Origin of the sequence: Synechococcus sp. CB0101 (assembly GCF_000179235.2) — a bacterium.
Classification (GTDB): domain Bacteria; phylum Cyanobacteriota; class Cyanobacteriia; order PCC-6307; family Cyanobiaceae; genus Vulcanococcus.
The window spans coordinates 1,778,248-1,801,155 of sequence record NZ_CP039373.1; the positions used below are offsets into that span (position 1 = coordinate 1,778,248).

At 66.2% G+C, this 22,908-nt stretch carries 29 protein-coding genes; 15 read left to right on the plus strand and 14 right to left on the minus strand.

The annotated features are described in order from the left end of the window. Nucleotides 1–2: 2 nt before the first annotated feature. Nucleotides 3–1,037: an NAD-dependent epimerase gene (locus CB0101_RS09470; RefSeq protein WP_010312230.1), complete on the plus strand. Its 1,035-nt coding sequence runs from the start codon at nucleotides 3–5 to the stop codon at nucleotides 1,035–1,037. A gap of 123 nt (nucleotides 1,038–1,160) precedes the next feature. Here CB0101_RS09470 and CB0101_RS09475 read toward each other — a convergent pair whose 3' ends face one another. From CB0101_RS09475 to CB0101_RS09500, 6 genes are all read right to left on the minus strand, one after another. After that, nucleotides 1,161–1,361, minus strand: a complete 201-nt coding sequence (locus tag CB0101_RS09475) for a photosystem II reaction center protein J (protein ID WP_010312227.1) — start codon at nucleotides 1,359–1,361, stop codon at nucleotides 1,161–1,163. A 15-nt stretch (nucleotides 1,362–1,376) separates the two neighbouring features. Further along, nucleotides 1,377–1,496, minus strand: a complete 120-nt coding sequence (locus tag CB0101_RS09480; RefSeq protein WP_010312224.1) for a photosystem II reaction center protein L — start codon at nucleotides 1,494–1,496, stop codon at nucleotides 1,377–1,379. Between the two features lie 11 nt (nucleotides 1,497–1,507). Beyond that, the gene (gene psbF / locus CB0101_RS09485) at nucleotides 1,508–1,645 is read right to left on the minus strand and encodes a cytochrome b559 subunit beta (RefSeq protein WP_010312221.1); all 138 of its coding nucleotides are present in this window, start codon (nucleotides 1,643–1,645) and stop codon (nucleotides 1,508–1,510) included. A gap of 3 nt (nucleotides 1,646–1,648) precedes the next feature. Further along, nucleotides 1,649–1,897: a cytochrome b559 subunit alpha gene (gene psbE, locus CB0101_RS09490; RefSeq protein WP_010312219.1), complete on the minus strand. Its 249-nt coding sequence runs from the start codon at nucleotides 1,895–1,897 to the stop codon at nucleotides 1,649–1,651. A gap of 84 nt (nucleotides 1,898–1,981) precedes the next feature. Next, nucleotides 1,982–2,977 carry a photosynthesis system II assembly factor Ycf48 gene (locus CB0101_RS09495; protein ID WP_010312217.1) on the minus strand — a complete coding sequence of 332 codons (996 nt, stop codon included), beginning with the start codon at nucleotides 2,975–2,977 and terminating at the stop codon, nucleotides 1,982–1,984. A gap of 7 nt (nucleotides 2,978–2,984) precedes the next feature. Next, on the minus strand, nucleotides 2,985–3,407 hold the full coding sequence (locus tag CB0101_RS09500) for a rubredoxin (RefSeq protein WP_010312215.1): 423 nt from the start codon (nucleotides 3,405–3,407) through the stop codon (nucleotides 2,985–2,987). Nucleotides 3,408–3,509: 102 nt separating this feature from the next. Here CB0101_RS09500 and CB0101_RS09505 point away from each other — a divergent pair, with 102 nt between their 5' ends. From CB0101_RS09505 to CB0101_RS09515, 3 genes are read left to right on the plus strand one after another with little or no spacing between them, the layout of a single operon-like run. Further along, on the plus strand, nucleotides 3,510–3,872 hold the full coding sequence (locus CB0101_RS09505; protein WP_010312212.1) for an NAD(P)H-quinone oxidoreductase subunit 3: 363 nt from the start codon (nucleotides 3,510–3,512) through the stop codon (nucleotides 3,870–3,872). 33 nt (nucleotides 3,873–3,905) lie between these two features. Further along, nucleotides 3,906–4,631 (plus strand): NADH-quinone oxidoreductase subunit NuoB, encoded by a 726-nt coding sequence (gene nuoB, locus CB0101_RS09510; RefSeq protein WP_010312210.1) that lies wholly within the window; start codon nucleotides 3,906–3,908, stop codon nucleotides 4,629–4,631. A 3-nt stretch (nucleotides 4,632–4,634) separates the two neighbouring features. Beyond that, entirely contained in the window at nucleotides 4,635–5,189 is a 555-nt protein-coding gene (locus CB0101_RS09515; RefSeq protein ID WP_010312208.1) for an NAD(P)H-quinone oxidoreductase subunit J, read from the plus strand. On the opposite strand, the gene yvcK is transcribed toward CB0101_RS09515, so the two are convergent. Then, entirely contained in the window at nucleotides 5,183–6,607 is a 1,425-nt protein-coding gene (yvcK, locus tag CB0101_RS09520; protein WP_029553171.1) for a gluconeogenesis factor YvcK family protein, read from the minus strand. The two genes, CB0101_RS09515 and yvcK, sit on opposite strands and share 7 nt — an antisense overlap. A gap of 91 nt (nucleotides 6,608–6,698) precedes the next feature. On the opposite strand from yvcK, the gene CB0101_RS09525 reads away from it, so the two are divergent. Both CB0101_RS09525 and CB0101_RS09530 read left to right on the plus strand, forming a co-directional pair. Next, nucleotides 6,699–7,457: an ABC transporter ATP-binding protein gene (locus CB0101_RS09525; RefSeq protein WP_083798718.1), complete on the plus strand. Its 759-nt coding sequence runs from the start codon at nucleotides 6,699–6,701 to the stop codon at nucleotides 7,455–7,457. A 5-nt stretch (nucleotides 7,458–7,462) separates the two neighbouring features. After that, nucleotides 7,463–8,371, plus strand: a complete 909-nt coding sequence (locus CB0101_RS09530) for an MlaD family protein (protein WP_010312202.1) — start codon at nucleotides 7,463–7,465, stop codon at nucleotides 8,369–8,371. Here the strand turns inward: CB0101_RS09530 and bchD are convergent. After that, the gene (gene bchD / locus CB0101_RS09535) at nucleotides 8,358–10,481 is read right to left on the minus strand and encodes a magnesium chelatase ATPase subunit D (RefSeq protein WP_010312198.1); all 2,124 of its coding nucleotides are present in this window, start codon (nucleotides 10,479–10,481) and stop codon (nucleotides 8,358–8,360) included. The two genes, CB0101_RS09530 and bchD, sit on opposite strands and share 14 nt — an antisense overlap. Nucleotides 10,482–10,584: 103 nt before the next feature. Here bchD and CB0101_RS09540 point away from each other — a divergent pair, with 103 nt between their 5' ends. Next, complete coding sequence (locus CB0101_RS09540) at nucleotides 10,585–12,093, plus strand: hypothetical protein (protein WP_010312197.1); 1,509 nt, start codon at nucleotides 10,585–10,587, stop codon at nucleotides 12,091–12,093. Next, a complete protein-coding gene (gene folK, locus CB0101_RS09545; protein WP_029553169.1) occupies nucleotides 12,090–12,638 on the plus strand; it encodes a 2-amino-4-hydroxy-6-hydroxymethyldihydropteridine diphosphokinase in 549 nt (182 codons plus the stop codon). The genes CB0101_RS09540 and folK overlap by 4 nt, the downstream gene beginning before the upstream one ends. Before the next feature lie 4 nt (nucleotides 12,639–12,642). Here the strand turns inward: folK and CB0101_RS09550 are convergent, their stop codons facing one another. Further along, entirely contained in the window at nucleotides 12,643–13,041 is a 399-nt protein-coding gene (locus CB0101_RS09550) for a type II toxin-antitoxin system VapC family toxin (protein ID WP_010312191.1), read from the minus strand. Beyond that, nucleotides 13,038–13,262: a type II toxin-antitoxin system Phd/YefM family antitoxin gene (locus CB0101_RS09555; RefSeq protein WP_010312189.1), complete on the minus strand. Its 225-nt coding sequence runs from the start codon at nucleotides 13,260–13,262 to the stop codon at nucleotides 13,038–13,040. Before CB0101_RS09555 ends, CB0101_RS09550 begins: the two co-directional genes overlap by 4 nt. A 196-nt stretch (nucleotides 13,263–13,458) precedes the next feature. On the opposite strand from CB0101_RS09555, the gene CB0101_RS09560 reads away from it, so the two are divergent. Then, nucleotides 13,459–14,022 carry an NUDIX domain-containing protein gene (locus CB0101_RS09560; RefSeq protein ID WP_010312186.1) on the plus strand — a complete coding sequence of 188 codons (564 nt, stop codon included), beginning with the start codon at nucleotides 13,459–13,461 and terminating at the stop codon, nucleotides 14,020–14,022. Continuing rightward, nucleotides 14,019–15,551 (plus strand): FAD-binding domain-containing protein, encoded by a 1,533-nt coding sequence (locus tag CB0101_RS09565; protein ID WP_010312183.1) that lies wholly within the window; start codon nucleotides 14,019–14,021, stop codon nucleotides 15,549–15,551. The genes CB0101_RS09560 and CB0101_RS09565 overlap by 4 nt, the downstream gene beginning before the upstream one ends. Here the strand turns inward: CB0101_RS09565 and CB0101_RS09570 are convergent. Further along, the gene (locus CB0101_RS09570) at nucleotides 15,548–16,771 is read right to left on the minus strand and encodes a DegT/DnrJ/EryC1/StrS aminotransferase family protein (RefSeq protein ID WP_010312181.1); all 1,224 of its coding nucleotides are present in this window, start codon (nucleotides 16,769–16,771) and stop codon (nucleotides 15,548–15,550) included. The genes CB0101_RS09565 and CB0101_RS09570 overlap by 4 nt on opposite strands. Nucleotides 16,772–16,809: 38 nt before the next feature. After that, nucleotides 16,810–17,400: a thioredoxin family protein gene (locus CB0101_RS09575; protein ID WP_010312179.1), complete on the minus strand. Its 591-nt coding sequence runs from the start codon at nucleotides 17,398–17,400 to the stop codon at nucleotides 16,810–16,812. On the opposite strand from CB0101_RS09575, the gene CB0101_RS09580 reads away from it, so the two are divergent. Beyond that, on the plus strand, nucleotides 17,399–17,995 hold the full coding sequence (locus CB0101_RS09580; RefSeq protein WP_010312176.1) for a hypothetical protein: 597 nt from the start codon (nucleotides 17,399–17,401) through the stop codon (nucleotides 17,993–17,995). The two genes, CB0101_RS09575 and CB0101_RS09580, sit on opposite strands and share 2 nt — an antisense overlap. A 12-nt stretch (nucleotides 17,996–18,007) precedes the next feature. Here the strand turns inward: CB0101_RS09580 and CB0101_RS09585 are convergent, their stop codons facing one another. Together CB0101_RS09585 and CB0101_RS09590 are read right to left on the minus strand one after the other, a co-directional pair. Next, a complete protein-coding gene (locus CB0101_RS09585; protein ID WP_010312173.1) occupies nucleotides 18,008–18,481 on the minus strand; it encodes a hypothetical protein in 474 nt (157 codons plus the stop codon). Nucleotides 18,482–18,487: 6 nt separating this feature from the next. Then, nucleotides 18,488–19,510: an FAD-binding domain-containing protein gene (locus CB0101_RS09590; RefSeq protein ID WP_010312171.1), complete on the minus strand. Its 1,023-nt coding sequence runs from the start codon at nucleotides 19,508–19,510 to the stop codon at nucleotides 18,488–18,490. Here CB0101_RS09590 and fabI point away from each other — a divergent pair. The 4 genes from fabI (at nucleotide 19,509) to CB0101_RS09610 (ending at nucleotide 22,878) form a co-directional block, all read left to right on the plus strand. Further along, nucleotides 19,509–20,291 (plus strand): enoyl-ACP reductase FabI, encoded by a 783-nt coding sequence (fabI, locus tag CB0101_RS09595; RefSeq protein ID WP_010312169.1) that lies wholly within the window; start codon nucleotides 19,509–19,511, stop codon nucleotides 20,289–20,291. The two genes, CB0101_RS09590 and fabI, sit on opposite strands and share 2 nt — an antisense overlap. Before the next feature lie 29 nt (nucleotides 20,292–20,320). Then, nucleotides 20,321–20,923, plus strand: a complete 603-nt coding sequence (gene hisB / locus CB0101_RS09600) for an imidazoleglycerol-phosphate dehydratase HisB (RefSeq protein ID WP_029553167.1) — start codon at nucleotides 20,321–20,323, stop codon at nucleotides 20,921–20,923. Nucleotides 20,924–21,115: 192 nt separating this feature from the next. Further along, a complete protein-coding gene (locus CB0101_RS09605; protein WP_010312164.1) occupies nucleotides 21,116–22,582 on the plus strand; it encodes a carotenoid oxygenase family protein in 1,467 nt (488 codons plus the stop codon). Next, nucleotides 22,582–22,878 carry a YciI family protein gene (locus CB0101_RS09610; protein ID WP_010312162.1) on the plus strand — a complete coding sequence of 99 codons (297 nt, stop codon included), beginning with the start codon at nucleotides 22,582–22,584 and terminating at the stop codon, nucleotides 22,876–22,878. Before CB0101_RS09605 ends, CB0101_RS09610 begins: the two co-directional genes overlap by 1 nt. Nucleotides 22,879–22,908 lie beyond the last annotated feature (30 nt).

Sequence of the window (22,908 nt, forward strand, 5' to 3'; positions counted from 1 at the left end):
GCATGCAGCGTCCCATTCTGATTACCGGCGTTGCCGGCTTCATCGGTGCAGCGGTTGCTGAGACGTTGCTTCAGCGCGGCGAGGCGGTGTTGGGGATCGACAACCTCAACAGCTACTACACCCCTGCTTTGAAGCAGGCCCGGTTGGAGCGCCTCCAGCAGAGGCCTGAAGCTGCGCAGGGCTTCCAGTTCCTGCCCATCGACGTCGACGACGCGGCCGCGATGGCGTCGTTGTTCGCCTCCCATCGCCCACGGGCGGTGGTGCATCTGGCGGCGCAGGCGGGGGTTCGCTATTCGCTGGAGAATCCTTCTGCCTATATCCAGAGCAATCTGGTGGGTTTCGGCCACATCCTGGAGGGGTGCCGGCATCACGGCGTGGAGCATCTGGTGTATGCCTCCAGCAGTTCGGTGTATGGCGGCAATCGAGCGATGCCGTTTTCCGAGCAGCACGCGGTGAATCATCCGGTGAGCCTTTATGCGGCCACCAAGAAGGCGAATGAATTGATGGCCCACACCTACAGCCATCTCTATGGCTTGCCCGCCACAGGCCTGCGCTTTTTCACGGTGTATGGCGCCTGGGGCCGGCCCGATATGGCACCGATGTTGTTTGCGCGCGCCATCCTGGCTGGTGAGCCGATCCGGGTGTTTAACCATGGCCGGATGCAGCGCGACTTCACCTACATCGATGACATCGCAGAAGGCGTGATCCGCTGCCTCGACAAACCCTCCACCCCTGATCCCCTCTTCGATCCACTGCAGCCCAATCCCGCCACAGCCGCTGTGCCCCATCGGGTGTTCAACATCGGCAATGCCCAGCCCACGGAGCTGTTGCGTTTCATCGAGGTGCTCGAGCAGGCCCTCGGTCGCCGGGCGATTCAGGATCTGCAGCCGATGCAGCCGGGCGATGTGGTGGCCACGGCTGCCGATACCTCGGCGCTGGAGGCCTGGGTGGGTTTCCGTCCGTCCACCTCGATTGAGCAGGGCGTTGATGCGTTTGCCCGCTGGTATCGGGAGGTGGATCGGGAGCTTGTGGCCTGAGCGATTGCAGGCGGCCGCAGTTCGAGCCAGCTCCACGCGCTGAAGCTCAAAAAAATAGGGGCCGTGAGGCCCCTGGATCTTGTGAGGTTTGGCGCGCGGTCTGGTGCGCGAAACCAGTGCTGATCAGGCGGAACCGACGCCGGTGTAGGAGCCGTAGAAGAACAGGCCCACCACGAAGATCACAGCCATGCCGCCGGCGGTGGCTACGAGCCACAGGGGCAGGGTGCCTTCGGTCCAGCGGGAGCGCCAGGCCACAGCCGGGCGGCCATCAGGGAGGCGATCGGGAATTCTGCCGTCGGGCAGACCGGATTTCTTGCCGCTCATCTCAGATCCTCCTGATCAGTTGAAGAAGTAGCTGGAGAACAGGATCCCGCAGGTGAACACGAACAGCAGGCCCAGGTAAAGGCTGGTGCGGTTCAGTTCAACCGGCAGGTTGTTCGGGTTGGGATTGCGTTGCATGACGTCAGACCTCAGCGACGGATGAACTGCATGGCAGCCAGGGCACCCAGGAAGAACACCGTGGGAATGCCGAGGGCGTGCACGGCAAGCCACCGGACCGTGAAGATCGGGTAGTTGCGGGGGGTGGTGGAGGCGGTCGACTGAGTCATGGCTTATTTCAGGCGCTGGTCGAGGGAAGCCTTGGCGTCATAGCGCTGGCTCACCACGGGAGCCTTGAAGTCCTGGGCCTGGAAGTAGGCATCCGGGCGGGGCGTGCCGAAGGCGTCGTAGGCCAGGCCGGTGGACACGAACAAGAAACCCGCCAGGAAAATCGCCGGCAGGGTCACGGCATGGATCACCCAGTAACGGATGCTCGTGATGATTTCGAAGAACGGGCGTTCACCCGTTGAGCCGGCGGCCATGAGCAGCGAGCATTCAGCTGGGTGATCCTAGGGCTGAGGAGGCGGCTGCCGGGATAGGGCTGCCGCCTTGGTTACAGAGCGTTGTTAGCCCACCCAGCGCAGCAGGGAGCCGCGCTCGCCGAGCACAAAGCCCTTGCCGTCGTCGAAGAAGGCAATGCGAATGAAGTTGGTGGGTTGCTGGGCGCCAACCGGATCCTTCTGCCAGCTCTTGCCGCCGTCGCTGCTCACCAGGAGGGTGCCGCTACCGCCACCGGTCCAGATGTCGCCCTGGGGATCCCAGGCCATGTCGAGGTAGCCATAGCCGTTCACGATCGGCACCACCGGCTTGCTCCACTCATCGGGGGTGTCGGCTTCAGGGCTGAAGCGCAGCTGGGCGCCGCGGGCCAGCATCCACAGGGCGCCGTCGGGCTGGAAGCCCATGGCCTGCAGGCGTTGGCTGCTCACCCGTTGGTGCGGGGTCCAACGGGGTTCGCCCGGGTTCCAGGTGGCAAAGAAGTTGCCCAGGCTGCTCACACTCACGTAACGGCCGTCAGGGCTGCGGCGCAGGTCGCGCACGGCGCCGGCGGCGTCTTCCACCTCGGCTTGCCAGGAGTTGCCGCCGTCGTTGGTGCGGTACACCGCGCCCACGTTGGTCGCCAGTTCAGCGCGGTTGCCGCCCTGGGCGGTCACCAGGTAGGGCTCACCCGGGAGCTTGGTGTCGAGGAACAGGCGGCTCCAGTTCTGGCCGCCATCGGTGCTGTGCAGCAGCAGGCCGGGTTGGCCCACGATCCAGCCCTCATCGCCTGCGAAATCCACGCTGATCAGGCGGAAGTTTTCCTCTTCCGGCAGATCGAGGGCGCGCTCCTGCCAGGAGCTGCCGCCGTCGTTGGTTTCGAGGATCAGTCGATTGCTACCCACCAGAAAGCCGTGGCGGCTGTCGGTGAAGGCCAGATCCAGGGGGTTGGATTTGGTGTGGATGTCGACCGGCTGCCAGGGGCTGGCGCTGGCGGCGGGAAGGCCGCTGCTGACGCAGCCGCTCAGGCCGAGGCTCAGCACCAGCGAGAGCGCCAGGGCGCCGAGTGAGGAGAGGAAACGCGACATGCCGTGCTCAGCGCAGGGAGTAGAGGGAGAGGAAGAAGGCAATGGCCAGCGCGAAGCCGCCGAAGATCAACACATTCTTCTGGCCTGGGGTGAGCTGATTCACGCCAAGGCCATAGCCGAGGTTCTCTTCAAAGCCACTGGGCTTGTTGCGGGGGCCAATGTCTTTGAAGGCTTTGGTCTGGCTGCGGCACACCGGGCAGCGGAAGCTGGCCGGATCGAGGGCACTGAAGGGTGTGCCGGGCTCGATCGCCAGTTTCTTGATCCCCTCCGCCGGGTCGTACACGAAGCCACAGCTGCGGCATTCGAACCGGTGTGTATCGGGATCGTCGACGGGGGCTTCCGGGGCTGCATCGGCAGCAACTGGCGATGCGGCCTCAGGCGCTTCGGGCTCGTTGGCGGGGGCCTGATCCTGGATGGGGTCCTCGCTCACGGCGTGGCAGTGCTGGTGGACCTGACTTTAGGAAGCTGGGCCGGCGACCCAGGCCCGGGGCATGGATGCCAGACTGCCGCCACGGTTGGGCAGTTGGCGCCCGTGTTCGTTCTCTCCGGCTACGACGCCTTTCTGGGCTTCCTGCTGATCGCAGCAGCTGTGCCCGTGTTGGCGCTCGTCACCAACAAGATCGTGTCGCCCAAGTCGCGCACGGGTGAACGGGATCTCACCTACGAATCGGGCATGGAGCCCATTGGCGGTGCCTGGATCCAGTTCAACATCCGCTACTACATGTTCGCGTTGGTCTTCGTGATCTTCGACGTGGAGACCGTCTTCCTCTATCCCTGGGCGGTGGCATTCCATCGCCTCGGCCTGCTGGCTTTCATCGAAGCGCTGGTGTTCATCGCCATCCTGGTGGTGGCCCTGGCCTATGCCTGGCGCAAAGGCGCCCTTGAGTGGAGCTGATCTGAGATGACCCCTCCTTCCGCCACCTCCGGCATGGCCGAGGCCCTCTCCATCGGTGCCCTGCGCGATCAGCGCAGCGCCAGCTGCAACCCCGTAGCTGCCCCGAGCGTCACCTCGGATCTCTCCGAGAACGTGATCCTCACCACCCTCGATGACCTGCACAACTGGGCGCGCCTCAGCAGCCTCTGGCCGCTGCTCTATGGCACCGCCTGCTGCTTCATCGAGTTCGCTGCCCTGATTGGCTCCCGCTTCGATTTCGATCGTTTCGGCCTGGTGCCCCGTTCCAGCCCTCGCCAGGCGGATCTGCTGATCGTGGCCGGTACGGTGACCATGAAGATGGCGCCCGCGCTGGTGCGGCTCTACGAGCAGATGCCGGAGCCCAAATATGTGATCGCCATGGGCGCTTGCACCATCACCGGCGGCATGTTTTCCGCCGACTCCACCACCGCCGTGCGGGGCGTGGACAAGCTGATCCCCGTCGACCTTTATCTGCCCGGATGCCCTCCGCGGCCTGAGGCGATTTTTGACGCGGTGATCAAGCTGCGTAAGAAGGTGGGCAATGAAGCCCTTTCCGAGCGGGGCAACCTGATGCCCACCCACCGCTACTGCACGGTGCCCCATCAGATGAAGGCTGTTGAGCCCATCGTGGATGGCCGCTACCTGCGTGCCGAAACCCAGAAGGCTGCTCTTGCTGCTGCCGCGGGTCTGCCTGTGGCGGCCAGCAGCCCTGCCGCCGTTCCTGCCTCCAACCCCGCCTGAGCCATGCCTGAGGACACCGCTCAACCCACCCTCACGGCCCCCGAACCCGGCCCGGTGAGCCGCTGGCTGAGCAGCCAGGGTTTTGAGCATGAGCTGCTCGAGCCGGATCACCTCGGCGTGGAAGTGCTGGGTGTGGAAGCCCCATTCCTGCCGGTCATTGCCGCAGCCTTGAAGGCCTCAGGCTTTGATTACCTCCAATGCCAGGGCGGCTACGACGAAGGCCCCGGTGGACGACTGGTGAGCTTCTATCACCTGGTGAAGCTGGGCTCCTTGGCGGATCAGTGCCATGCCAGCCAGCACCTGGCCGCCGAGCTGAAGCCCGAAGAGGTGCGCCTCAAGGTGTTTCTGCCCCGCGACGGCGCGCTGTCGATCCCCAGCCTCTATGGCCTGTTCCGCGGTGCTGATTGGCAGGAGCGTGAAACCTTCGACATGTTCGGCATCAGCTTCGAAGGTCACCCCCATCCGAAGCGGCTGCTGATGCCCGAAGACTGGAAGGGTTTCCCGCTGCGTAAGGACTACGTCCAGCCTGATTTCTACGAAATGCAGGACGCCTACTGAGTCAGGGCGTTACGGCCGTCTTGCTTCTGGCGTTTGAAGAAGCGCATCACCGCCACCCCGACACTGCGAGGGTCGTGGCGGAGCGTTGACGACGGCCTGGCTCCCTGCATCGGCGCCAACATCACGTCATAGCCCTGGCTGCGCAGACGGCGGGTGTTGCAGGTCACCGGTTCTGCGCCGCGCTGGCGGTAGTGGTGCACCAGTGGGGAATCGCCCAGATCTTCCTGGGCCAGTACCGCATTGAACAGGCGCTGCTGGATCCCCAGGCTGGCGAGCTGCGCCTCAATCGCCCGTAGGTGGCCTTCCACATCGAGACCATCGGTTTCACCCGGCTGGGTCATCAGGTTGCAGATGTAGAGGCGGGGTGCCTTGCTGCGGCTGATGGCATTCACCAGCTCGGGCACCAGCAGGTTGGGCAGCAAGGAGGTGTAGAGGCTGCCTGGACCGAGCACGATCAGATCGGCACTGGCGATCGCTTCGAGGGCGCGGGGCAGAGCTGGCGGCCGCTCTGGTGTGCACCCCAGGCGCACGATCGGGCTGGTGGCATGGCCGATTTGGGATTCCCCCTCGATGCGGCGGCCGTCTTCCAATTCAGCCCAGAGACGCACATCGGCATTGGTGGCCGGCACCACCGTGCCCTGCACGGCGAGCACGCGGCTGCTGGCGGTGATCGCCGATTCCAGGCTGCCGGTGATCGCCGTGAGGGCGGAGAGGAAGAGGTTGCCGAAGCTGTGACCCTCCAGGCCGGTGCCGGCGCGGAAGCGGTACTGGAATAGCCGCGTGAGCAGCGGCTCCTCCGTGGCAAGGGCCGCCAGGCAGTTGCGGATATCGCCGGGGGGCAGCACCCCGAGCTCGCGGCGCAGCACGCCCGAGCTGCCGCCGTCGTCGGCCACGGTGACGATCGCCGTGAGGTTGCTGCTGTAGCGCTTCAGGCCGCTGAGCAGGGTGGAAAGGCCAGTGCCGCCACCGATGGCCACGATCGAAGGGCCGCGGTTGAGCCGCCGCTTGGCCGCCAGGGCATCCACCAGAAGGGTGTCTTTCTCCGGAGCAAGCGCCTTTTGAATCGTGCCGAAGCTGCGGCTTTGGCCCAGCCAGATCAGGCCGCCGCCCACGAGCAACACCAGCGGGCCGGTGATCTCCCGCGGCAGGATCTGGGTGACGTTTTGCAGCGACCAGCGGATCGCCTGCAACAACCAATAAATCGGTTGCAGATCGGCCCACACAGCCGCGCCAAGGAGCGCCAGCAGCAGGCCGATTCCCGACGTGAGCATCCAGCGCTTCACCACCAGCCCCGGCTGCAGCCAGCGAGCTGCCCGGCGGGAGCGACTCACCAGATCCTGCTGGCGCAAGTCACCACGTCCCACCCAGCTGGGCCTGGGTCTGTTGCGATGGCTGCTGCGTGGGATTCGAGCGCGCATCACCCCAGGAGAGTGCTGGAACTGTACGGAGAAACCGCCAAGATGGCCCGGTTGCCTGTGTGAGTGTTCCGTGCCTGCACCCGTGGTGGAGATGCGCGACGTGAGCGTGCGCTGGGGCAACAAGAGTGTGCTCAGTGACGTGGATCTGCAGCTGCAGCCGGGAGAGCGGCTCGCCGTGGTGGGCCCCTCTGGTGCGGGCAAGTCCACGATCCTGCGCTTGCTGGCCGGTTTGCTGTTGCCGAGTAGCGGTGAGCTGACGATTCACGGCATCCCGCAGACCTACCTGCGCCTGGATCAGCGCCATCCGCCGGATGTGCGCTTGGTGTTTCAGAACCCAGCACTGCTGGCTTCCCTCACGGTGCGCGAAAACGTGGGGTTCCTGTTGGATCGCTTCAGTCGCCTGCAGGAGCCGGAGATACGCGAGCGGGTTGGCAGGGCCCTGGATGCGGTAGGCCTGGCCGGCACCGAAGACCTCTATCCCGGCGAACTCAGCGGCGGTATGCAGAAGCGGGTGAGCTTTGCGCGGGCGGTGATCGACGACCCGAGCCAGCCCGATGGCACCGTGCCGATCCTGCTGTTTGACGAACCCACCGCAGGACTAGATCCGGTGGCCTGTACCCGCATTGAGGATCTGATCGTGCAGACCACCAACCTGGCGCGCGGCACCTCGGTGGTGGTGAGCCATGTGATGAGCACGATCTTGCGGGCGGCGGATCGCGTGGTGTTGCTCTACGACGGCTTATTCCGCTGGGAGGGATCCGTGGCCGACTTTCAGACCACCACGAATCCCTATGTGCTTCAGTTCCGCACCGCTAGTCTCAGCGGACCGATGCAGCCGGCGGAGCTCTGAGATCCATGCGCCGCAGTGTGCGAGAAGCGATTGTCGGCTTCACCTTGATCGGCGCGATCGCCGGAACCGGGTTGTTCTGGTTGTGGTTGCGGGGAGTGTCGGTGGCCAGCCGCACTTGGCATTTTCGGGTGAATTTCGCCGATGCCTCCGGTCTTGCGGAGCGTTCCGCCGTGACCTACCGCGGCGTGTTGGTGGGCAGCGTGGACAAGCTCACCACCACTTCGGCGGCCGTGGTGGCTGATCTCGAAATCAATGACACCTCCCTGCAGCTGCCATTGCCGCTGGTCGCCCAGGTGCAGGAAGCGTCGCTGTTGGGTGGTGACGCCGTGGTGGCCCTGATTGCTCCCAGTCGCCAATTGCCGGCGGGCACTCCGGGGCCGACCGCGGCTGATTGCAACCGCAAGCTCACCGTGTGCTCTGGTGCCACCCTCAACGGCGTGAATGCCGCCAGCATCTCCAGCCTCACCGTGACGATGCAGAAGCTGCTGGAGCAAGTGGATCGCGAAAATCTGGTGCCGGAACTGGCGAAAACCACCCGCAGTTTCGACACCACGGCCAAGGAAGCCACCAAGTTCATGGAGGACGGCCAGCAGCTGATCAAGGATCTCGAGGCGGCTGTGAAGAGCGCTCAGCCCACCATCGACAACCTCAACGCCTCTACGGCCAACATCCGCAACTTCACGCGTGCGCTCGACAACCCGAAGACGGTGTCGGAGCTGAAGAACACGGTGACCAACGCTGAGAAACTCACCGAGCGCTGGAACGAGGTGGGCGGTGATGTGGAAAAACTCACCGCCGATAAGCGCTTCATGGATGGCCTCCGCAGCGTGGGCATTGGCCTCGGCAAGTTCTTCGACGAGCTCTACCCAGCCCAGACCGGCAGAGACACACCAGCGGGATCTAGACCCCGCTGATCGCCTCCATCGCGATCGCGGCAATCGCCTGATCGCTGGCCTTGGGCAGTTGCACGTATTTGCCACCGGCGGCATCGGCCAGGTCTTTGCCCATGCCGCTGCCAATGAACTTGCGCTCGGTGTCGATCACCAGCAGCTTGATGCCTAAGGCGCGGTAGCGGCTGGCTACCTGTTTCACCTCTTCTTTGAGGTCTACCGGCTCTTCCCCCTCGAGCTCGGGCTGGCCGAGGGAGCGGCTGAGGGGTACGTTGCCGCGGCCATCGGTGATCGCCACCACCACCACCTGGCCGAGATCGCCGGTGGCCAGGGCATTGGCGCCCACGCGAGCCGCCTGGGAGAGGCCATGGGCTAGCGGTGAACCACCGCCGCAGGGCATTGATTCGAGCCGGCGACGGGCGGCGGTGATCGAGCGGGTGGGGGGCAGCAGCACTTCGGCTGCTTCGCCGCGGAAGGGGATGAGCGCCACTTCATCGCGGTTTTCGTAAGCCTCGGTGAGCAATCGGATCACGGCGCCCTTGGCGCTCTGCATGCGGTTGAGGGCCATCGAGCCGCTGGCATCCACCAGGAAGATCACCAGGGCACCGGCCTTGCGCTGCAGCTGCTTGGCACGCAGGTCGCCGTCTTCCACCACCACCTTGCGGTGCGGTTCGCGTTCACGACGGGTTTTCTGATATGGGGCTGCTGCCCGCAGCGTGGCATCCACAGCGATCCTCTTCACCGGGCCGCGGGGCAGCATCGGTTTCACGTAGCGGCCGCGCGAATCGCTGAACACAACGGCGCGGCTGCCGCTGCCACCGCTCTTGGCTTTGCCGGCGTTGAACAGCAGCAGATCCGGATCGATCGCGGTGGCCTCGGGATCGAGCAGAAACTCTTCGGGGATTGAAGGTGGCGCCTGATCCTCGGGGGTCTCCTCTTCGTCTTGGTTGTCGTCGTCGGGTTCGTCGGGCTCTTGTTCGTTCTCGGGCTGCTCGGGTTCCTCCGGCGGCTGTTCGCCCTGCGGCGGGGGTGGCGGCGGGGGCTCCATGGGCTGATCGGGATCCTGTGGTGGCAACTGCAGGGCCCGCGGGGCGATCACCAGGCGCACGGCCACCTGCAGATCGTCGGCTTCCACGCGGTCGCGGCCGCTGAGGGCGGCATGGGCGCGGGCAACGCGCACGGCGTAGAGCTCGCTGCGGTGGCCTTCCACGCCGCCCCGCAGGGCCTCATTCACCAGGTAAGCGATCTGCTCACGGCTGATCTGCACATCTGGCAACCATTGGCGCGCCAGCAGCAGTTGGGTGGCGAGGGCGTCGGTGTCCTCCTGGAAGCGCTGGCTGAAGGCTTGGCTGGATTCCGCGTGGCCCATGGCGCTGCGGGCGATCTCCACCCGCTGCTCCAGCTCCAGCACCTGATTGGCGGAGAGGGCAATGGCAAAGCGATCGAGCAGGTGATCGCGTACGGCCCCTTCTTCGGGGTTGTAGGTGGCAATCAAAAGGCAGCGGCAGGGGTGGGAGAGGCTCAGCCCCTCACGCTCAATTCGGTTTTCGCCGCTGCTCACCGCCGCCAGCAGCAGGTTGGTGATGTTGTCGTCGAGCAGGTTGAGCTCGTCGACGTAGAGCACACCCCGGTGCGCTTCCGCGAGCAGGCCCGGCTGAAACACCGCCTGGCCGCTGGCCAGGGAGGCGGTCACGTCCACCGAGCCCACGAGGCGGTCTTCGGTGATGCCGAGCGGCACCTGCACGAAGGGGGCCGGGATCACCTTGGTGGGCAGCAGCGCGGCTGTGTCGTCGCCGCTCGGATCCGCACCGAGTTCAGTGAGGCGGCGGCGGGTGGGTTCGTCCCAGTCGTCGGGGCGCTGGGGGTCGATGTTGAGGGCCGCCGGTGCTGGTTGGCCGGGGGTTGGGCTGCCCAGATCGAGCACGTCGATGGGCGGGAGCAGCGCGTGTAGGCCGCGGGCAAGCACCGATTTGCCTGTGCCTCGGCCACCGGCGATCACCACACCGCCCAGGCCCGGATCCACCGCTGCGAGCAGCAGCGCCAGCTTCAGGGTGCCGTGGCCGGTGATGGCGGCCAGGGGGAAGGCCCGCTGAGCGGCATCATTCGCTGGCTCGGGACGGGCGCTTGCAAGCATGGACGGGCGCGACGCACCAAAGGTGGCGACAAGTCTCTCTGATCAGGTCGGCGCCTGGCGTTGGCGGACCCGAATTGGGCAGGGACTGATTTGTTTTGCCGCCGTGGCTTTGGTGGTGCTGCTGGCGGATTGCTTCGATACGAATGAGGCCGACAAGTTGCCGCTGGCACTGCAGCGGGTCCGGCCTGATTTTTTGCCGGCTGATTGGTATCTCAATCAGCCCCAACCACACCAGTGGCTGTTCCTCGACCTGGCGGGGCGCCTGCTCGATGGCCTCGGGTTCGTAGCCGGGTCCCTGGTGATCCGCCTGGCCGGCTACGCCCTCTGGTGCTGGGGCGTTGTGGAGCTGGCCATCGAGCTAGGGCTGGCATTGCCCTGGTTGCTGGCGGCCCTGGCCCTGTGGCTGCCGCGTCAGGCGATGGTGGCTGGTGAGTGGGTATTGGGATCGGCGGAACCCAAAACCTTTGCCTATGGCTTGCTGCTGCTGGCGTTTGTGAGCTGGCGGCGGGGCCGATCGGGTTGGGGTGGATTGCAGGCGGGCCTGGCCTGCTCGGCCCATGTGCTCGTGGGTGGTTATGGAGCGATCACGTTGGGTGCCCTGGCCTGGATCCGATCTCCTCAGCACCGCTGGCGTTGGTGGCTGGCGTTGGCTGGTGCACTGCTGGGTGCCTTTGCGCTCTACCAACCTGTGCTGGGTCGGCTGACGGAACTGGCGGCCTCCATGCCGGATCAGGCCCAGAGTTTCAGTGCTGATTGGCTGTACGTGGCGTTCCGCCATCCGCACCATCTGATGCCCGCCAGCTGGCGGGCCGGTTGGTTTGGGGTGGTTGTGGTGTTGCTGGGTTGGGGCTGGTTGGGCCGCTGGCTGGATCGTGGCGCTGATCTGAGGCTTCCCGCCGCTGATCTGGAGGCCTGCCGTGAGTTGTGGCTGTGGTCGGCCCTGGCGCTGGTGCCCTTTGGCCTGGGTTTGCTGGTGAGCCTGGTGGATCCCGATGGCTTGTTGATTCAGCTCTATCCCTTCCGCTTCGCCGACACGCTGGTGCCGCTGGCCTTGGTGTTGGTGTTGGCCCGTGCTCTGCAGACGCTGGTGCCGTTGCCGGGTCGGCTGGTTGCCGTTGGCCTTCCGGTGCTGCTGGGGGTGGCTGCGGTGCTCTCCACCCATGGCTCGGTGCTTCGCCCTTGGCAGGCCTATGCCCTGCCCGCCGATAAAGCAGAGGTTTATGCGGCGTTGATAGCCCGCACCCCTCAAGGCGGGCGGGTGTTGACACCGCCTGGTGGGTTCTCGGATCTGGCCCTGCGAACCCGCCGCGCTCAGGTGGTGCAATTCCGCCAGGTTCCCGGCTCGATGCGTTTGCTGGGTGAGTGGTCGAACCGGCTGGCGGAGTTGTCGGGCGGCGAGGCGGTGTTGCGAGCAGGACCGGGCGGGGCGGCGGCTGAGCGGCGGTTGGTGGAGGCCTACAGCCAGCTCCAGCCCGAGCAGCTGGCCGCCCTGGCGCGCGGCTATGGCGTGGTGGCTGTGGTGACCCGCGAGGGTCAGGCGGGGCCCCCGGGGTGGCAGCGGGCTGTGCAGGCTTCGCCGTGGTGGCTTTGGCTGCCGGGATCACCAACGTGATCGAGCCTCTTGACAGCAGGGGTGCCGCCCTGGTGATTGGTCTGGGCGCCAATCTGCCCAGCCCGGCTGGCGAACCCAGCGAGACGCTGAGGGCTGTTCGCCCTCAGCTCGAGAGCTTGCTGTCGACCTGGGCGGGTGATGCATGCCTGCTGCACTGGTCGCCGCTGGTGCGCACCGCTCCGGTGGGCGGTCCTCCCGGTCAGCCGGATTACGTGAATGCTGCGTTGGTGGTTCGTCTGGTGCGGCTGCCGAGCCACTCCGCTGCCCTCGAGCTCCTGCAGGGGTTGCAGCAACTCGAGCTCGCCTTTGGCCGGCAACGGCTGGAGCATTGGGGCCCGCGCAGCCTGGATCTCGATCTGCTGTGGTGGGGTGATCTCAGGGTGGAGGAGCTTGAACTTCAGCTCCCTCATCCCCGCTGGCACCAGCGCGCCTTCGTGCTGGCGCCACTGCTGGCGATCGAGCGCAAAACGCCGTTCCCGCTGCCAACGGGCTACCCGCCCCTAGCCGCTTTGCTGGAGGCCACCCAGTCTCACTCAGCCGATTAGTCGGTCACCAGATCACGGGCACGCCGTGGCCGCGCAGGGCTAGATCGCTGCTCACCAGACTCAGTCCTTCGCTTTGCGCCTGGGCCAGCAGACATCGGTCCGCAGCATCCGGTTGGGGGTGTTTGCCGCGCGTGTGCCACTGACCCGCCAGCAGGCTGTGTTGCGCGTGGATGGCCAGGATTGCAAAGCCCTCATCCAGTACCAGTTGGGGGAGCTCCCAAACCACGGGAGCTAGCTCTGGCAACTCCCCGTTCTCCACCGCGCGGCTGAGCTCCCAAAGGGTGGCTGCACTCACGACCACCGGCTGATCCAGTGCTTGCAGCAACGCCTGCACCTTGGAGGAGAGCAGTGCAGGGCAGCACCACCACCACAGCAGAACGTGGCTATCGAGTAGAAGCTTCATCGGCGCAACAGCACGCGTGGATCCCGCAGCGGGCCGAGCGGCCGTAAGCGACCTGGTTGTCGTTGAGGCGGCTGCGCTGGCCGGGGCAGCGGAAGCAGCTGAGCCCAGGGCTCCCCATATTTCGTGAGGACGAATCGTTCACCGGCGTGAGCGCGATCCATCAGCTCCGCCAGGCCTTGCCGCGCGGCATGGGCGTTGATGCGCTGGGCTGGGGTGTTCATGGTGTTTGGTGTTGGTGTTGGCGGGTGTCCATGGGTGGGCCCACCGTCTGGGAGATGTGGTCCCACCCATGGAGAGCGATGGCTGACGCCATGGCTTCTGCCACTCGCCGTTAACGGCAGTGTTCCCAGCACTGCCACGCCGCTGCCCAGCCGCCCCTGCGAAGCTGGCGGGCAACACCGCATCGCCGCTGCTGCCATGGCGCCCCTGCCCGCTCCGGAACCCGCGCGCCATCTGGAGACCACCGCCAGCCTCGATGCTCGCAAGCTGCGTTTTGAGATCAACCGCGTGCAGCTGCCCATGGGCGTGGAGGGCAGCTTTGGCGTGATCAAGCACCCCGGCGCCTCCCTGGCCGTGCCGGTGCTCGCCGATGGCCGGGTGGTGGTGCTGCGCCAATACCGCTTTGCGGTGGCCACGCGCTTGCTGGAGTTCCCCGCCGGCACCCTGGATCCGGGCGAAACACCCCTCTCCACGATGCAGCGGGAACTGCAGGAAGAAGCCGGCTACAGCGCCACCCGCTGGGATGCGCTCGGGGCGATGCTGCCCTGCCCCGGCTATTCCGATGAGGTGATTCACCTCTTCCTGGCCCGCGATCTCACGGAGCTGAGCGATCGCCCTGCCGGCGACGACGACGAAGACCTCGAGGTGGTGTTGATGACGCCGGCTGAGCTCGATGCCGCCATCGCCAGCGGCGATGAATATCTCGATGGCAAGAGCGTTACCGCCTGGTTCCGGGCCAAGCAGCTGCTCGAGCTGGCATGAGCGCGGAACGCTGGCTGTTCTGGCATCGGCGCGACCTGCGCCTCGCCGACAACCTGGGCTTGGCCACCGCCGCTGCCGCCACTCCCGCGGTGACCGGCGTGTTTGTGCTCGATCCAGCCATCCTCGGCGCTCCGGATATGGCGCCGGCGCGGGTGTGGTTCCTGCTCGAGAGCCTGAGGGAGCTGCAGCAGAGCTGGCGCGAGGCCGGCAGCCGACTGTTCGTGCTCGAAGGGGATCCGGAGCAGGTGCTGCCCCAGTTGGCGGAAGCCTTAGCGGCGCCGGTTGTGGCCTGGAACCGGGATGTGGAGCCCTACGGCCGTGCCCGTGATCGGCGCGTGGCGGCGGCGTTGCAGGCCGCCGGCCGCAAGGTGCTCGTGGATTGGGATCAGCTGCTGGTGGCGCCGGAGGCGCTGAAAACCGGCGGCGGCGATCCCTATCGCGTCTATGGCCCCTTCCTGCGCAACTGGCGCGGCCAGGTGGAGCGCAAGGCAGCGGCGGGTTCCGCTCTCAGCGGTGGCGTGGAGCCCGTGGCAGCGCCGGCTGGCCTGGTGGATCTGGATCCAGAGGCCTTGCCGGAACCGCGCTCAGCGCTGTGGGCGCAGCTGCCGCTGCGCGACAGCCTCCCCACGCTGGAGGAGCTAAGCCAAGCGTTTGACGGGGGTGACTTGTGCCCATGCCGGCCTGGAGAGGCCGCCGCTTTGGTGCAACTGCAGGCCTTCTGTGATGGCGGTGGTGCATCCAGCAGCCGCATTCCGTTGTTCGCCTACGAGCCCGGCCGCAACATGCCGGGTGAGGCCGGCACCTCAGGGTTGAGTGCGGCGCTCAAGTTCGGCACCCTGAGCCCGCGCCAGGCCTGGGCCGCGGCGCAGCAAGCCCGCCAGGTGGCGGAAGCCTTGGGCGGCGCTGAAGAAGCCATCGCCTCGATCGGAGTGTGGGAGCAGGAACTGGCCTGGCGCGAGTTTTATCAACAGGCGCTGTTCCATTTCCCTGAGTTGGCGGAGGGGCCCTACCGGCCCCAGTGGCGGCAGTTCCCCTGGGACAACCACCAGGGCCATTACGAAGCCTGGTGCGAGGGCCTCACGGGCATGCCGATCATCGATGCAGCCATGCGCCAGCTCAACGAGAGCGGTTGGATGCACAATCGTTGCCGCATGATCGTGGCCTCCTATCTGGTGAAGGATCTGATCTGCGACTGGCGCTGGGGCGAGACCGCCTTCATGCAGCGTCTGGTGGATGGGGATCTAGCTGCCAACAACGGCGGCTGGCAGTGGAGCGCCAGCAGTGGCATGGACCCGAAGCCGCTGCGCATCTTCAACCCCGCCACCCAGGCCAGCAAGTTTGATCCCACGGGCGCCTACATCCGCCATTGGCTGCCAGAGCTGCGCCATGTGAACACCAAAGACCTGCTCAGCGGCGAGATCGCACCGATGGAGCGCCGCGGCTATCCAGCCCAGGTGGTGAGCCACAAGAAGCAGCAGGCGCGCTTTAAGGCGCTCTACGCCTCCTTGCCGAAACCGGGCGCCGCTTAGGCGGCTACGGCTGTTGCGGGAGTGCCGCCGGCCTTTGCTGCGGCGCAAAGCCCTCGCAGCTCCTCGATCACCTGTTGCTGCTGCACGCTGCTGAGCTCTGGGAAGATCGGCAGGCTGAGCACTTCTGAACAGAGCCGCTCGGTGACCGGCAGGGAGCCGGGCTCGTAGCCCAGGTGGGCATAGGCCGGTTGGCGGTGGATGGGAATCGGGTAGTAAATGATCGTGGTCACCCCGGCTTCCTGGAGCTGGTGCTTGAGCCAGTCGCGGCAGCAGGCTTCTGGCAGGCCGAAGCTGGCGCTGTCTGAAGACGGTGTGCAGCTCTGGTTGCAGGCGGGGGTGGGGTTACAGGCGGGCACGCGCACCACGAACTGGTTCCAGCTGTGGCCGTCTGGTCCGGCTTCCGGCAGCTGGATCGTGCCGGCCTCGGTGAGTTGGCTGCGGTAGCGGGCGGCGATGCTGCGGCGCAGATCGATCCAGCGCTCCAGATGCGGCAGCTTCACGTTGAGCACCGCGGCCTGGATGGCATCAAGGCGGCTGTTGTAGCCGAGCTCGGTGTGTAGGTAGCGGCGAGGCATGCCGTGTACGGCCAACTCGCGCATGCGCTGGGCCAGGGCGTCGTCGTGGCAGGTGACGGCGCCGCCATCGCCGGCGCCCCCCAGATTCTTGGTGGGGAAGAAGCTGAAGCAGCCCACATCGCCCCAGCTGCCCACGGGCTTGCCGGCCCAGCTGGCGCCGCTGGCCTGGGCGCAGTCTTCCACCACCTGTAAGCCATGGCGCGCGGCGATGGCGCAGACGCGCTCCATATCCACCGGGCGGCCGAATAAGTGCACCGGCAGCAGCACCTTGGTGGCGGGGGTGATCGCGGCCTCGAGCTGCTCGAGGTTGATTAGGTAGGAGCTCTCCTCCACATCCACGAACACCGGCGTGGCGCCCACGGCGCTGATCGCTTCGGCGGTGGCGAAGAAGCTGAACGAGCAGGTAATCACTTCATCGCCGGGTCCCACGCCCAGGCCGCGCAGGGCCAGGATCAGCGCGTCGGTGCCGCTGTTGCAGCCCACGGCGTGGGAGGTGCCCACCGCTTTGGCAAAGGCTTGTTCGAAGGCGGCGATCACGCCTCCACCGATGTATTGGCCGCTGCGCAACACCTGCAGAACGGCGGCATCAAGCTGCTCGCCCAGCGCATCGAGCTGCTCGGTGAGGCTGAAAGGGGGCACCTGCATGAAGGCAACCTTAAGACGCCTGTTCGGATCCCCGATCCTCAAGCCCCCTCGGGATGCCACTTGATGTTGCAACCGATCGAGGGTTGCTGTTCGGCGCTGACGGGCTGGCCGGCCAGGAGGGCATCGAGGGCAGCGCGCAGCGTGCGCCCATCCAGCGGTTCGGCGTTGCCGGGGCGGCTGTCATCCAGTTGGCCGCGGTAGGCCAACTGATGCGCGCCATCAAACAAGAAGAGGTCTGGGGTGCAGGCGGCATGGAACGCCTTCGCCACGGCCTGGCTGGCATCAAACAGATAAGGGAAGCGCCAGCCGTTGCGTTGGGCCTGCTCCCGCAGCCCCTCGGGTCCGTCCTGGGGATGAGTGATCGTGCTGTTGCTCGAGATGGCCAAGATCTGGACTTGGTTGCCGTAATCGCGCTCCAGCCGGCTCAGTTCCGGCTCGATGTGCTTCACGAAGGGGCAGTGGGCGCAGAGAAACAGCACCAGCACCGGCTGGGCCGTTAGGACGTTGCTGTTCCAGGGTTCACCGCTGTCGCCGCTGCCCACGGTGCCCTGGGCGCCCCAGATCTGCTCGAGGGTGAAGGCTGGCAGCGCTGTGCCGAGCGGCAGCATCGTGGAGGGGGTCAGCACCATGGCAGCGGCTCTGGCGGAGTTGGGGCAGGATGCGCCGATTGTGTCTCGGCTGGCCTTGCTTCGATCCGCGCTGCATCGCCCTCGCTGCTGGAGTGGCCTTCTGCTTGCCGCCGCCCTGGTGGGCTGTGTGCCGGCCCATCGCAGCGCCAGCTGGGCGCTCTATCCCCTGCAGCGCAACCAGCCCCACGACGGCCTGGCGGTGGTGAGCCAGCCCGACGGATACGGCCTGCATATCTGGCTGGAAACCGACACGAGTCAGCAGGGCGTGTGTAAGCCCCGCTGGCTGGTGGATCCGGCCCGGTTGTTCAACGGCAATGGCAGCGCTCCTTTCAGTTCAGGCCTGGCCACCCGCGCGGAATTTTTTGAGGCGGTGGCTCGCAAGGATGTGCAACGGGCGCTGAAGAGCGAACTGGAGGCCCTGTGCAAGCAGCGGGCGCCGCGGGCTCAGTGGCAGTGGACCGAACCGCCCCGCAAGCCCGCTGATGTGAAGGTGCAGACTTTCCCCTTGGTGGAAGAGCAGGACCTGCTGCCCTCCCCCTATGAGGTGCGCCAGCAGGAAGAGGAGCTGATGAACGGGGCTCCACCGGCTTCCTGAGCCGCCGTGTCCCTACTGCTGCGGGCTCCAGTCGGCCCAGACCTCCCGTTCGGCGCGGCGCCAATAGCGGCTGAAGCGCCCCAGATCCACCCGGTCTTCTAGCGCCACAAAGGGCCGGGGCTCCAGCACCTGCACCGGGAGCTCCTGCTCCAGGGCTGCGCAGATCGCCGCCACCCGAGGGTCGGTGCCAGCGCTGGTGACGATGCCGTCGGCGCCGTGGGCCCGTGCGAAGGCGAGCACCTCGGTGGCCACATCGCCCTTGCGCAGGCTCACCGGCAGCTCCAGCAGGCACTCGTAGAGGAAGCCGATGCGCTTGAGGCTCACCGGTTGAGCTGCCGGCGCGGCGGGGTCGCCGGTGGTGGGGCTGCGGCCCGCCAGGAGTTCTGTGTCGAACACGAATACCGCTGGCCGGTCGGGGTGGGCCTGCAGGGCGGGATTGGAGGGGCCCAGGGCTTCGCCGTGAATCCAGAGGATGGGGTTCTGCATCGGGGTTTATCGGCGACGGCTGGGGCGGCTCAGGGCGGCGTTGCCACCGGAGGGCCGCGGGTTGCTGCGTTGGTGGTTGTTGCTCTCCACCGCGCGCACGCTCGGCATTGCTTTGAACAGCTCGGCCTCCAGCTGCTCGTAGCTGGCATCGAAGGGGCAGCCCTGCTCGCTCAGGGGACAGCGGCGGCAGTAGCTGCCATGGCTGTAGCGCTCGAGGTTGGAGCGATTGAAGAAGTAGGGCTTGTGGCTGAAGCTGCTGGCCACCCACTGCCAGCTGAGGTTGTTGCTGGCGGGGTCGCCATCGAGCAGGTGGCGCAGAAACCATTGGGCGCCGGCCTGCCAGCGGATGCGGCGCCAGTGCACCAGATAGGCCGCCAGCCACATGCGGGCGTGGTTGTGCAGCCAGCCCGTGCTGTGGAGCTCGGTGATGAAGCCATCCATGCAGGCCAGCCCGGTGCGGCCTTCGGCGATGTCGCCGGGGAGCTCAGGGCTGTAAGCGCCGGGATGGTGGCCGGTTTTGAGCTCTTCTTGATCGCGCCAGATCCCATGGCCCAGCTGATGCCAGAGGCGCTGCCAGTAGTCGCGCCAGCCGAGCTCATTGATCAGCTTTTCGCCGTCCGTGCGGGAGCGCAGCTTCGCGAACACGGCATCGCGCACCTCCGCCAGGCTCAGTGCCCCTTGGCGGATGTAGGGCGAAAGGCGGGTCACCGGGCCATCGAGGAAGTTGCGCCCCTTGGCGTAGCGGGCCGGCTGGATGCGGCTCAGCAGTTGCTCGGCCTGGTGGCGGCCGCCCCGAAAGGGGCTGAGGCTGCCCTCGGCTCCTGGGAAGAGGCGTTGCAGCTCGGCTGCAAGCGCCTGGCGGCTCTCGAACTGGCGCGGCAGCTCCCCTGGCTGCTCGGGCCAGCTGAGCGGTGCGCCGCTAAGGGAATCGGTGGCCACGGGGTGGAGCAATCCAGGCGCCGATCCTGCCGCTTGGGGCCGGTGGCCGTGGCTGGGGGAGAATCCCCCGATCGCAAGCGCCCGATCCATGCTCCTCGACCTGCGCGGCAAGAAGGCCCTCGTCACCGGCATCGCTAACAACAAGTCGATTGCCTGGGGCATCGCCCAGCAGCTGCATGCCGCCGGCGCTGAGCTGGGGGTGACCTATCTCCCCGATGAGAAGGGCCGCTTTGAAGGCAAGGTGCGCGACCTCACCGCTCCCCTGGCCCCCACCCTGTTCGAGCCCCTCAACGTGCAGGACCCGGCTCAGATCGAGGCCGTGTTCAACCGGGTTAAGGAGCACTGGGGCTCCATCGATGTGCTCGTGCATTGCCTGGCCTATGCCGGCAAAGACGAGCTGGTGGGCGATTACTCCAACATCTCCCCGGAAGGCTTTGGCCGCGCGCTCGAGGTGAGCGCCTACTCGTTGGCGCCTCTCTGCCGCTACGCCAAGCCCCTGTTCAACGAGGGCGCCAGCGTGATCACCCTCAGCTACCTCGGGGCTGAGCGCGCGATCCCCAACTACAACGTGATGGGCGTGGCGAAGGCGGCCCTGGAGGCCTCCGTGCGTTATCTGGCCGCTGAACTAGGTGCCGAGAAGCAGGTGCGCGTGAACGCCATTAGCGCTGGCCCGATCCGCACCCTGGCCAGCTCGGCCATCGGCGGCATCCTCGACATGATCCACAACGTGGAGGAAAAGGCTCCGCTGCACCGCACCGTGACCCAAGACGAAGTGGGCGGTACCGCGGCCTTCCTGGCCAGCCCCCTTTCCAGCGGCATCACCGGCCAGGTGATCTATGTGGACGCGGGCTACTGCATCACCGGCATGTGAGCGGCACACTGATTCAGGAGGGCATCGTTATGCGCACAGGCGACATCCACCGCGTCACCGGCGAAACCGATGTGCGCGTCAAGGTCAACCTCGATGGCAGCGGCAGCTGCACGGTGAGCACCGGTGTGCCGTTCCTGGATCACATGCTCCATCAGATCAGCAGCCACGGGCTGATCGATCTGGAGATCAACGCCGTGGGTGACACCCACATCGACGATCACCACACCAATGAAGATGTGGGCATCGCCGTGGGTCAGGCCTTGGCGCAGGCGTTGGGAGACCGGCGCGGGATCCATCGCTTCGGGCACTTTCTGGCGCCCCTCGATGAAGCGTTGGTGCAGGTTGCCCTCGATTGCAGCGGCCGCCCGCACCTGAGCTTCGGCCTGCAGATCCCCGCTCAGAAGATCGGCACTTACGACACCGAACTGGTGAAGGAGTTCTTCGTGGCAGTGGTGAACAACTCCGGCCTCACCCTGCACATCCGCCAGCTCGATGGGGTGAATTCGCACCACATCGTGGAGGCCTGCTTTAAGGCCTTCGCGCGGGCGCTGCGCCAGGCCACCGAAGTGGATCCGCGCCGCGCCGGAGCGGTGCCCAGCAGCAAAGGGGTGCTGGAGCGGGCTGGGGCCTGATCCAACCGGCGCAGGGCGCCAGGAAGGGGGCGGTGCATGCAGACGGATCTGGGGATCGGTCTGCGAGTGGGCTCAGATCCCGTGAGTTGTGGGTTCACACGTGGATGGTTGCGCGTTTTGGGAATAGGCGCGGCGCCTTAACACTCCGTTACGCGATGATCAAGGTCTGCGTCCGCCCTCGCCGCTGCCTCGATGACTGCTGCTCCTGCTGCCGCTCCCGCCTACGACCGCGCTGATTGGGCCAGCGCCTTCCGCAATGTGGGCGTGGAGCTCGATGGCGTCACGCTCACCGCGGCGCGCGGCACGATCCCGCCGGAGCTCGAGGGCACGCTCTATCGCAATGGGCCGGGCCGGCTGGAGCGCGGCGGCCATTGGGTGCATCACCCCTTTGATGGCGACGGCATGATCACCGCCCTGCGCTTCGCGGGCGGCCAGGCGGAGCTGCGCAACCGTTTTGTGCGCACGGAGGGTTGGCAGGCTGAGGAAGCGGCCGACAAATTCCTCTACCGCGGTGTGTTCGGCACCCAGAAACCCGGTGGCATCGCCGCCAATGCCTTCGACCTGCGGCTCAAGAACATCGCCAACACCCATGTGGTGCGCCTCGGTGATCAGCTCCTAGCGCTGTGGGAGGCGGCTGAGCCTCATGCCCTCGATCCCGACAGCCTGGAAACCCGGGGCCTCAGCCGCCTGGATGGCTTGCTGAAAAAGGGCGAGGCCTTCAGCGCCCACCCCCGCTTCGATCCTGGCCATCACGGCGAGCCCCGCATGGTGACCTTCGGCGTGAAGGCGGGCCCGCGCAGCACGATCCGGTTGATGGAGTTTTCCAGCGCGGGCACGCTGCTGGCCGATAGCAAGCACAGCTTCAAGGGCTTCGCCTTCCTGCACGACTTCGCCATCACCCCGAATTGGGCGGTGTTCCTCCAGAACGCTGTGGCCTTCAACCCCACCGGCTTCGTGCTGGGCCAGAAGGGTGCAGCGCAGTGTCTTAGCTCCAAGCCTGGAGAGCAGGGTCAGTTCTGGTTGATCCCCCGCAGTTCAGGCAGCGCCGCTGGCCGTGAGCCGCTCCAGATCGCTGCGCCGGAAGGTTTTGTGTTCCACCACCTCAATGCGTTTGAAGAGGGCGATGAACTGGTGGTGGATTCGATCTACTACGCCGATTTCCCCTCGATCGGGCCCGACGTGGATTTCCGCCAGGTGGATTTCGAGAGCATCCCCGAAGGCCAGCTGGTGCGCTGCCGCATCAACCTCACCGAAGGAAGCGTCACGAGCGAGCTGCTTGAGGGCCGCACCTGCGAATTTGCGATGGTGAACCCCGCTCGCCAGGGCTTGGATGCTCACGTGAGCTGGATGGCTGTGGCCGAGCGTGAGCGGGGTAACGATCCGCTGCAGGCGATCAAGAAGCTCGATCTCCGCACTGGCGAAGGCCGGGTGTGGAGCGCCGCACCGCGCGGGTTTGTGAGTGAGCCGGTGATGGTGTCCCGCCCTGGTGCCACGGCGGAAGACGACGGCTGGGTGCTCTGCCTGGTGTGGAACGGCGCCCGCTGCGCCAGTGATCTGGTGATTCTCGATGCAGCGTCGATGGCGGAGGTGGCCTTGCTGGAACTGCCCCTGGCGGTGCCCCACGGCCTGCATGGCAGCTGGGCGCCTGCAGCGGCTTGATGCCCTGGTTCGTGAAGCAGGAAACCTTCCTGCGTTCCTATGCCGAGATGAAGCCCCACCTGCAGGCGCATCGCGCCTGGGTGGAGCAGTTGCGTGAGGCGGGGACCGTGCTCAGCAGCGGCTATTTGGTGGATGGGGTTGGGCAGCCTGGTGGGGGCGGCCTGCTGCTGCTGCAGGCTGCCGACTACGCCGAGGCGGAAGCCTTGGTGCTGCAAGACCCGATGGTGCGCAGTGGCGGCGTGGACTGGCGGCTGCAGGAATGGCGGCCGTCAGTCGGTGATCTGGGCGTGGGCTGAAGGCTTGTTGGGGTTTGTTCAGTTGCACCT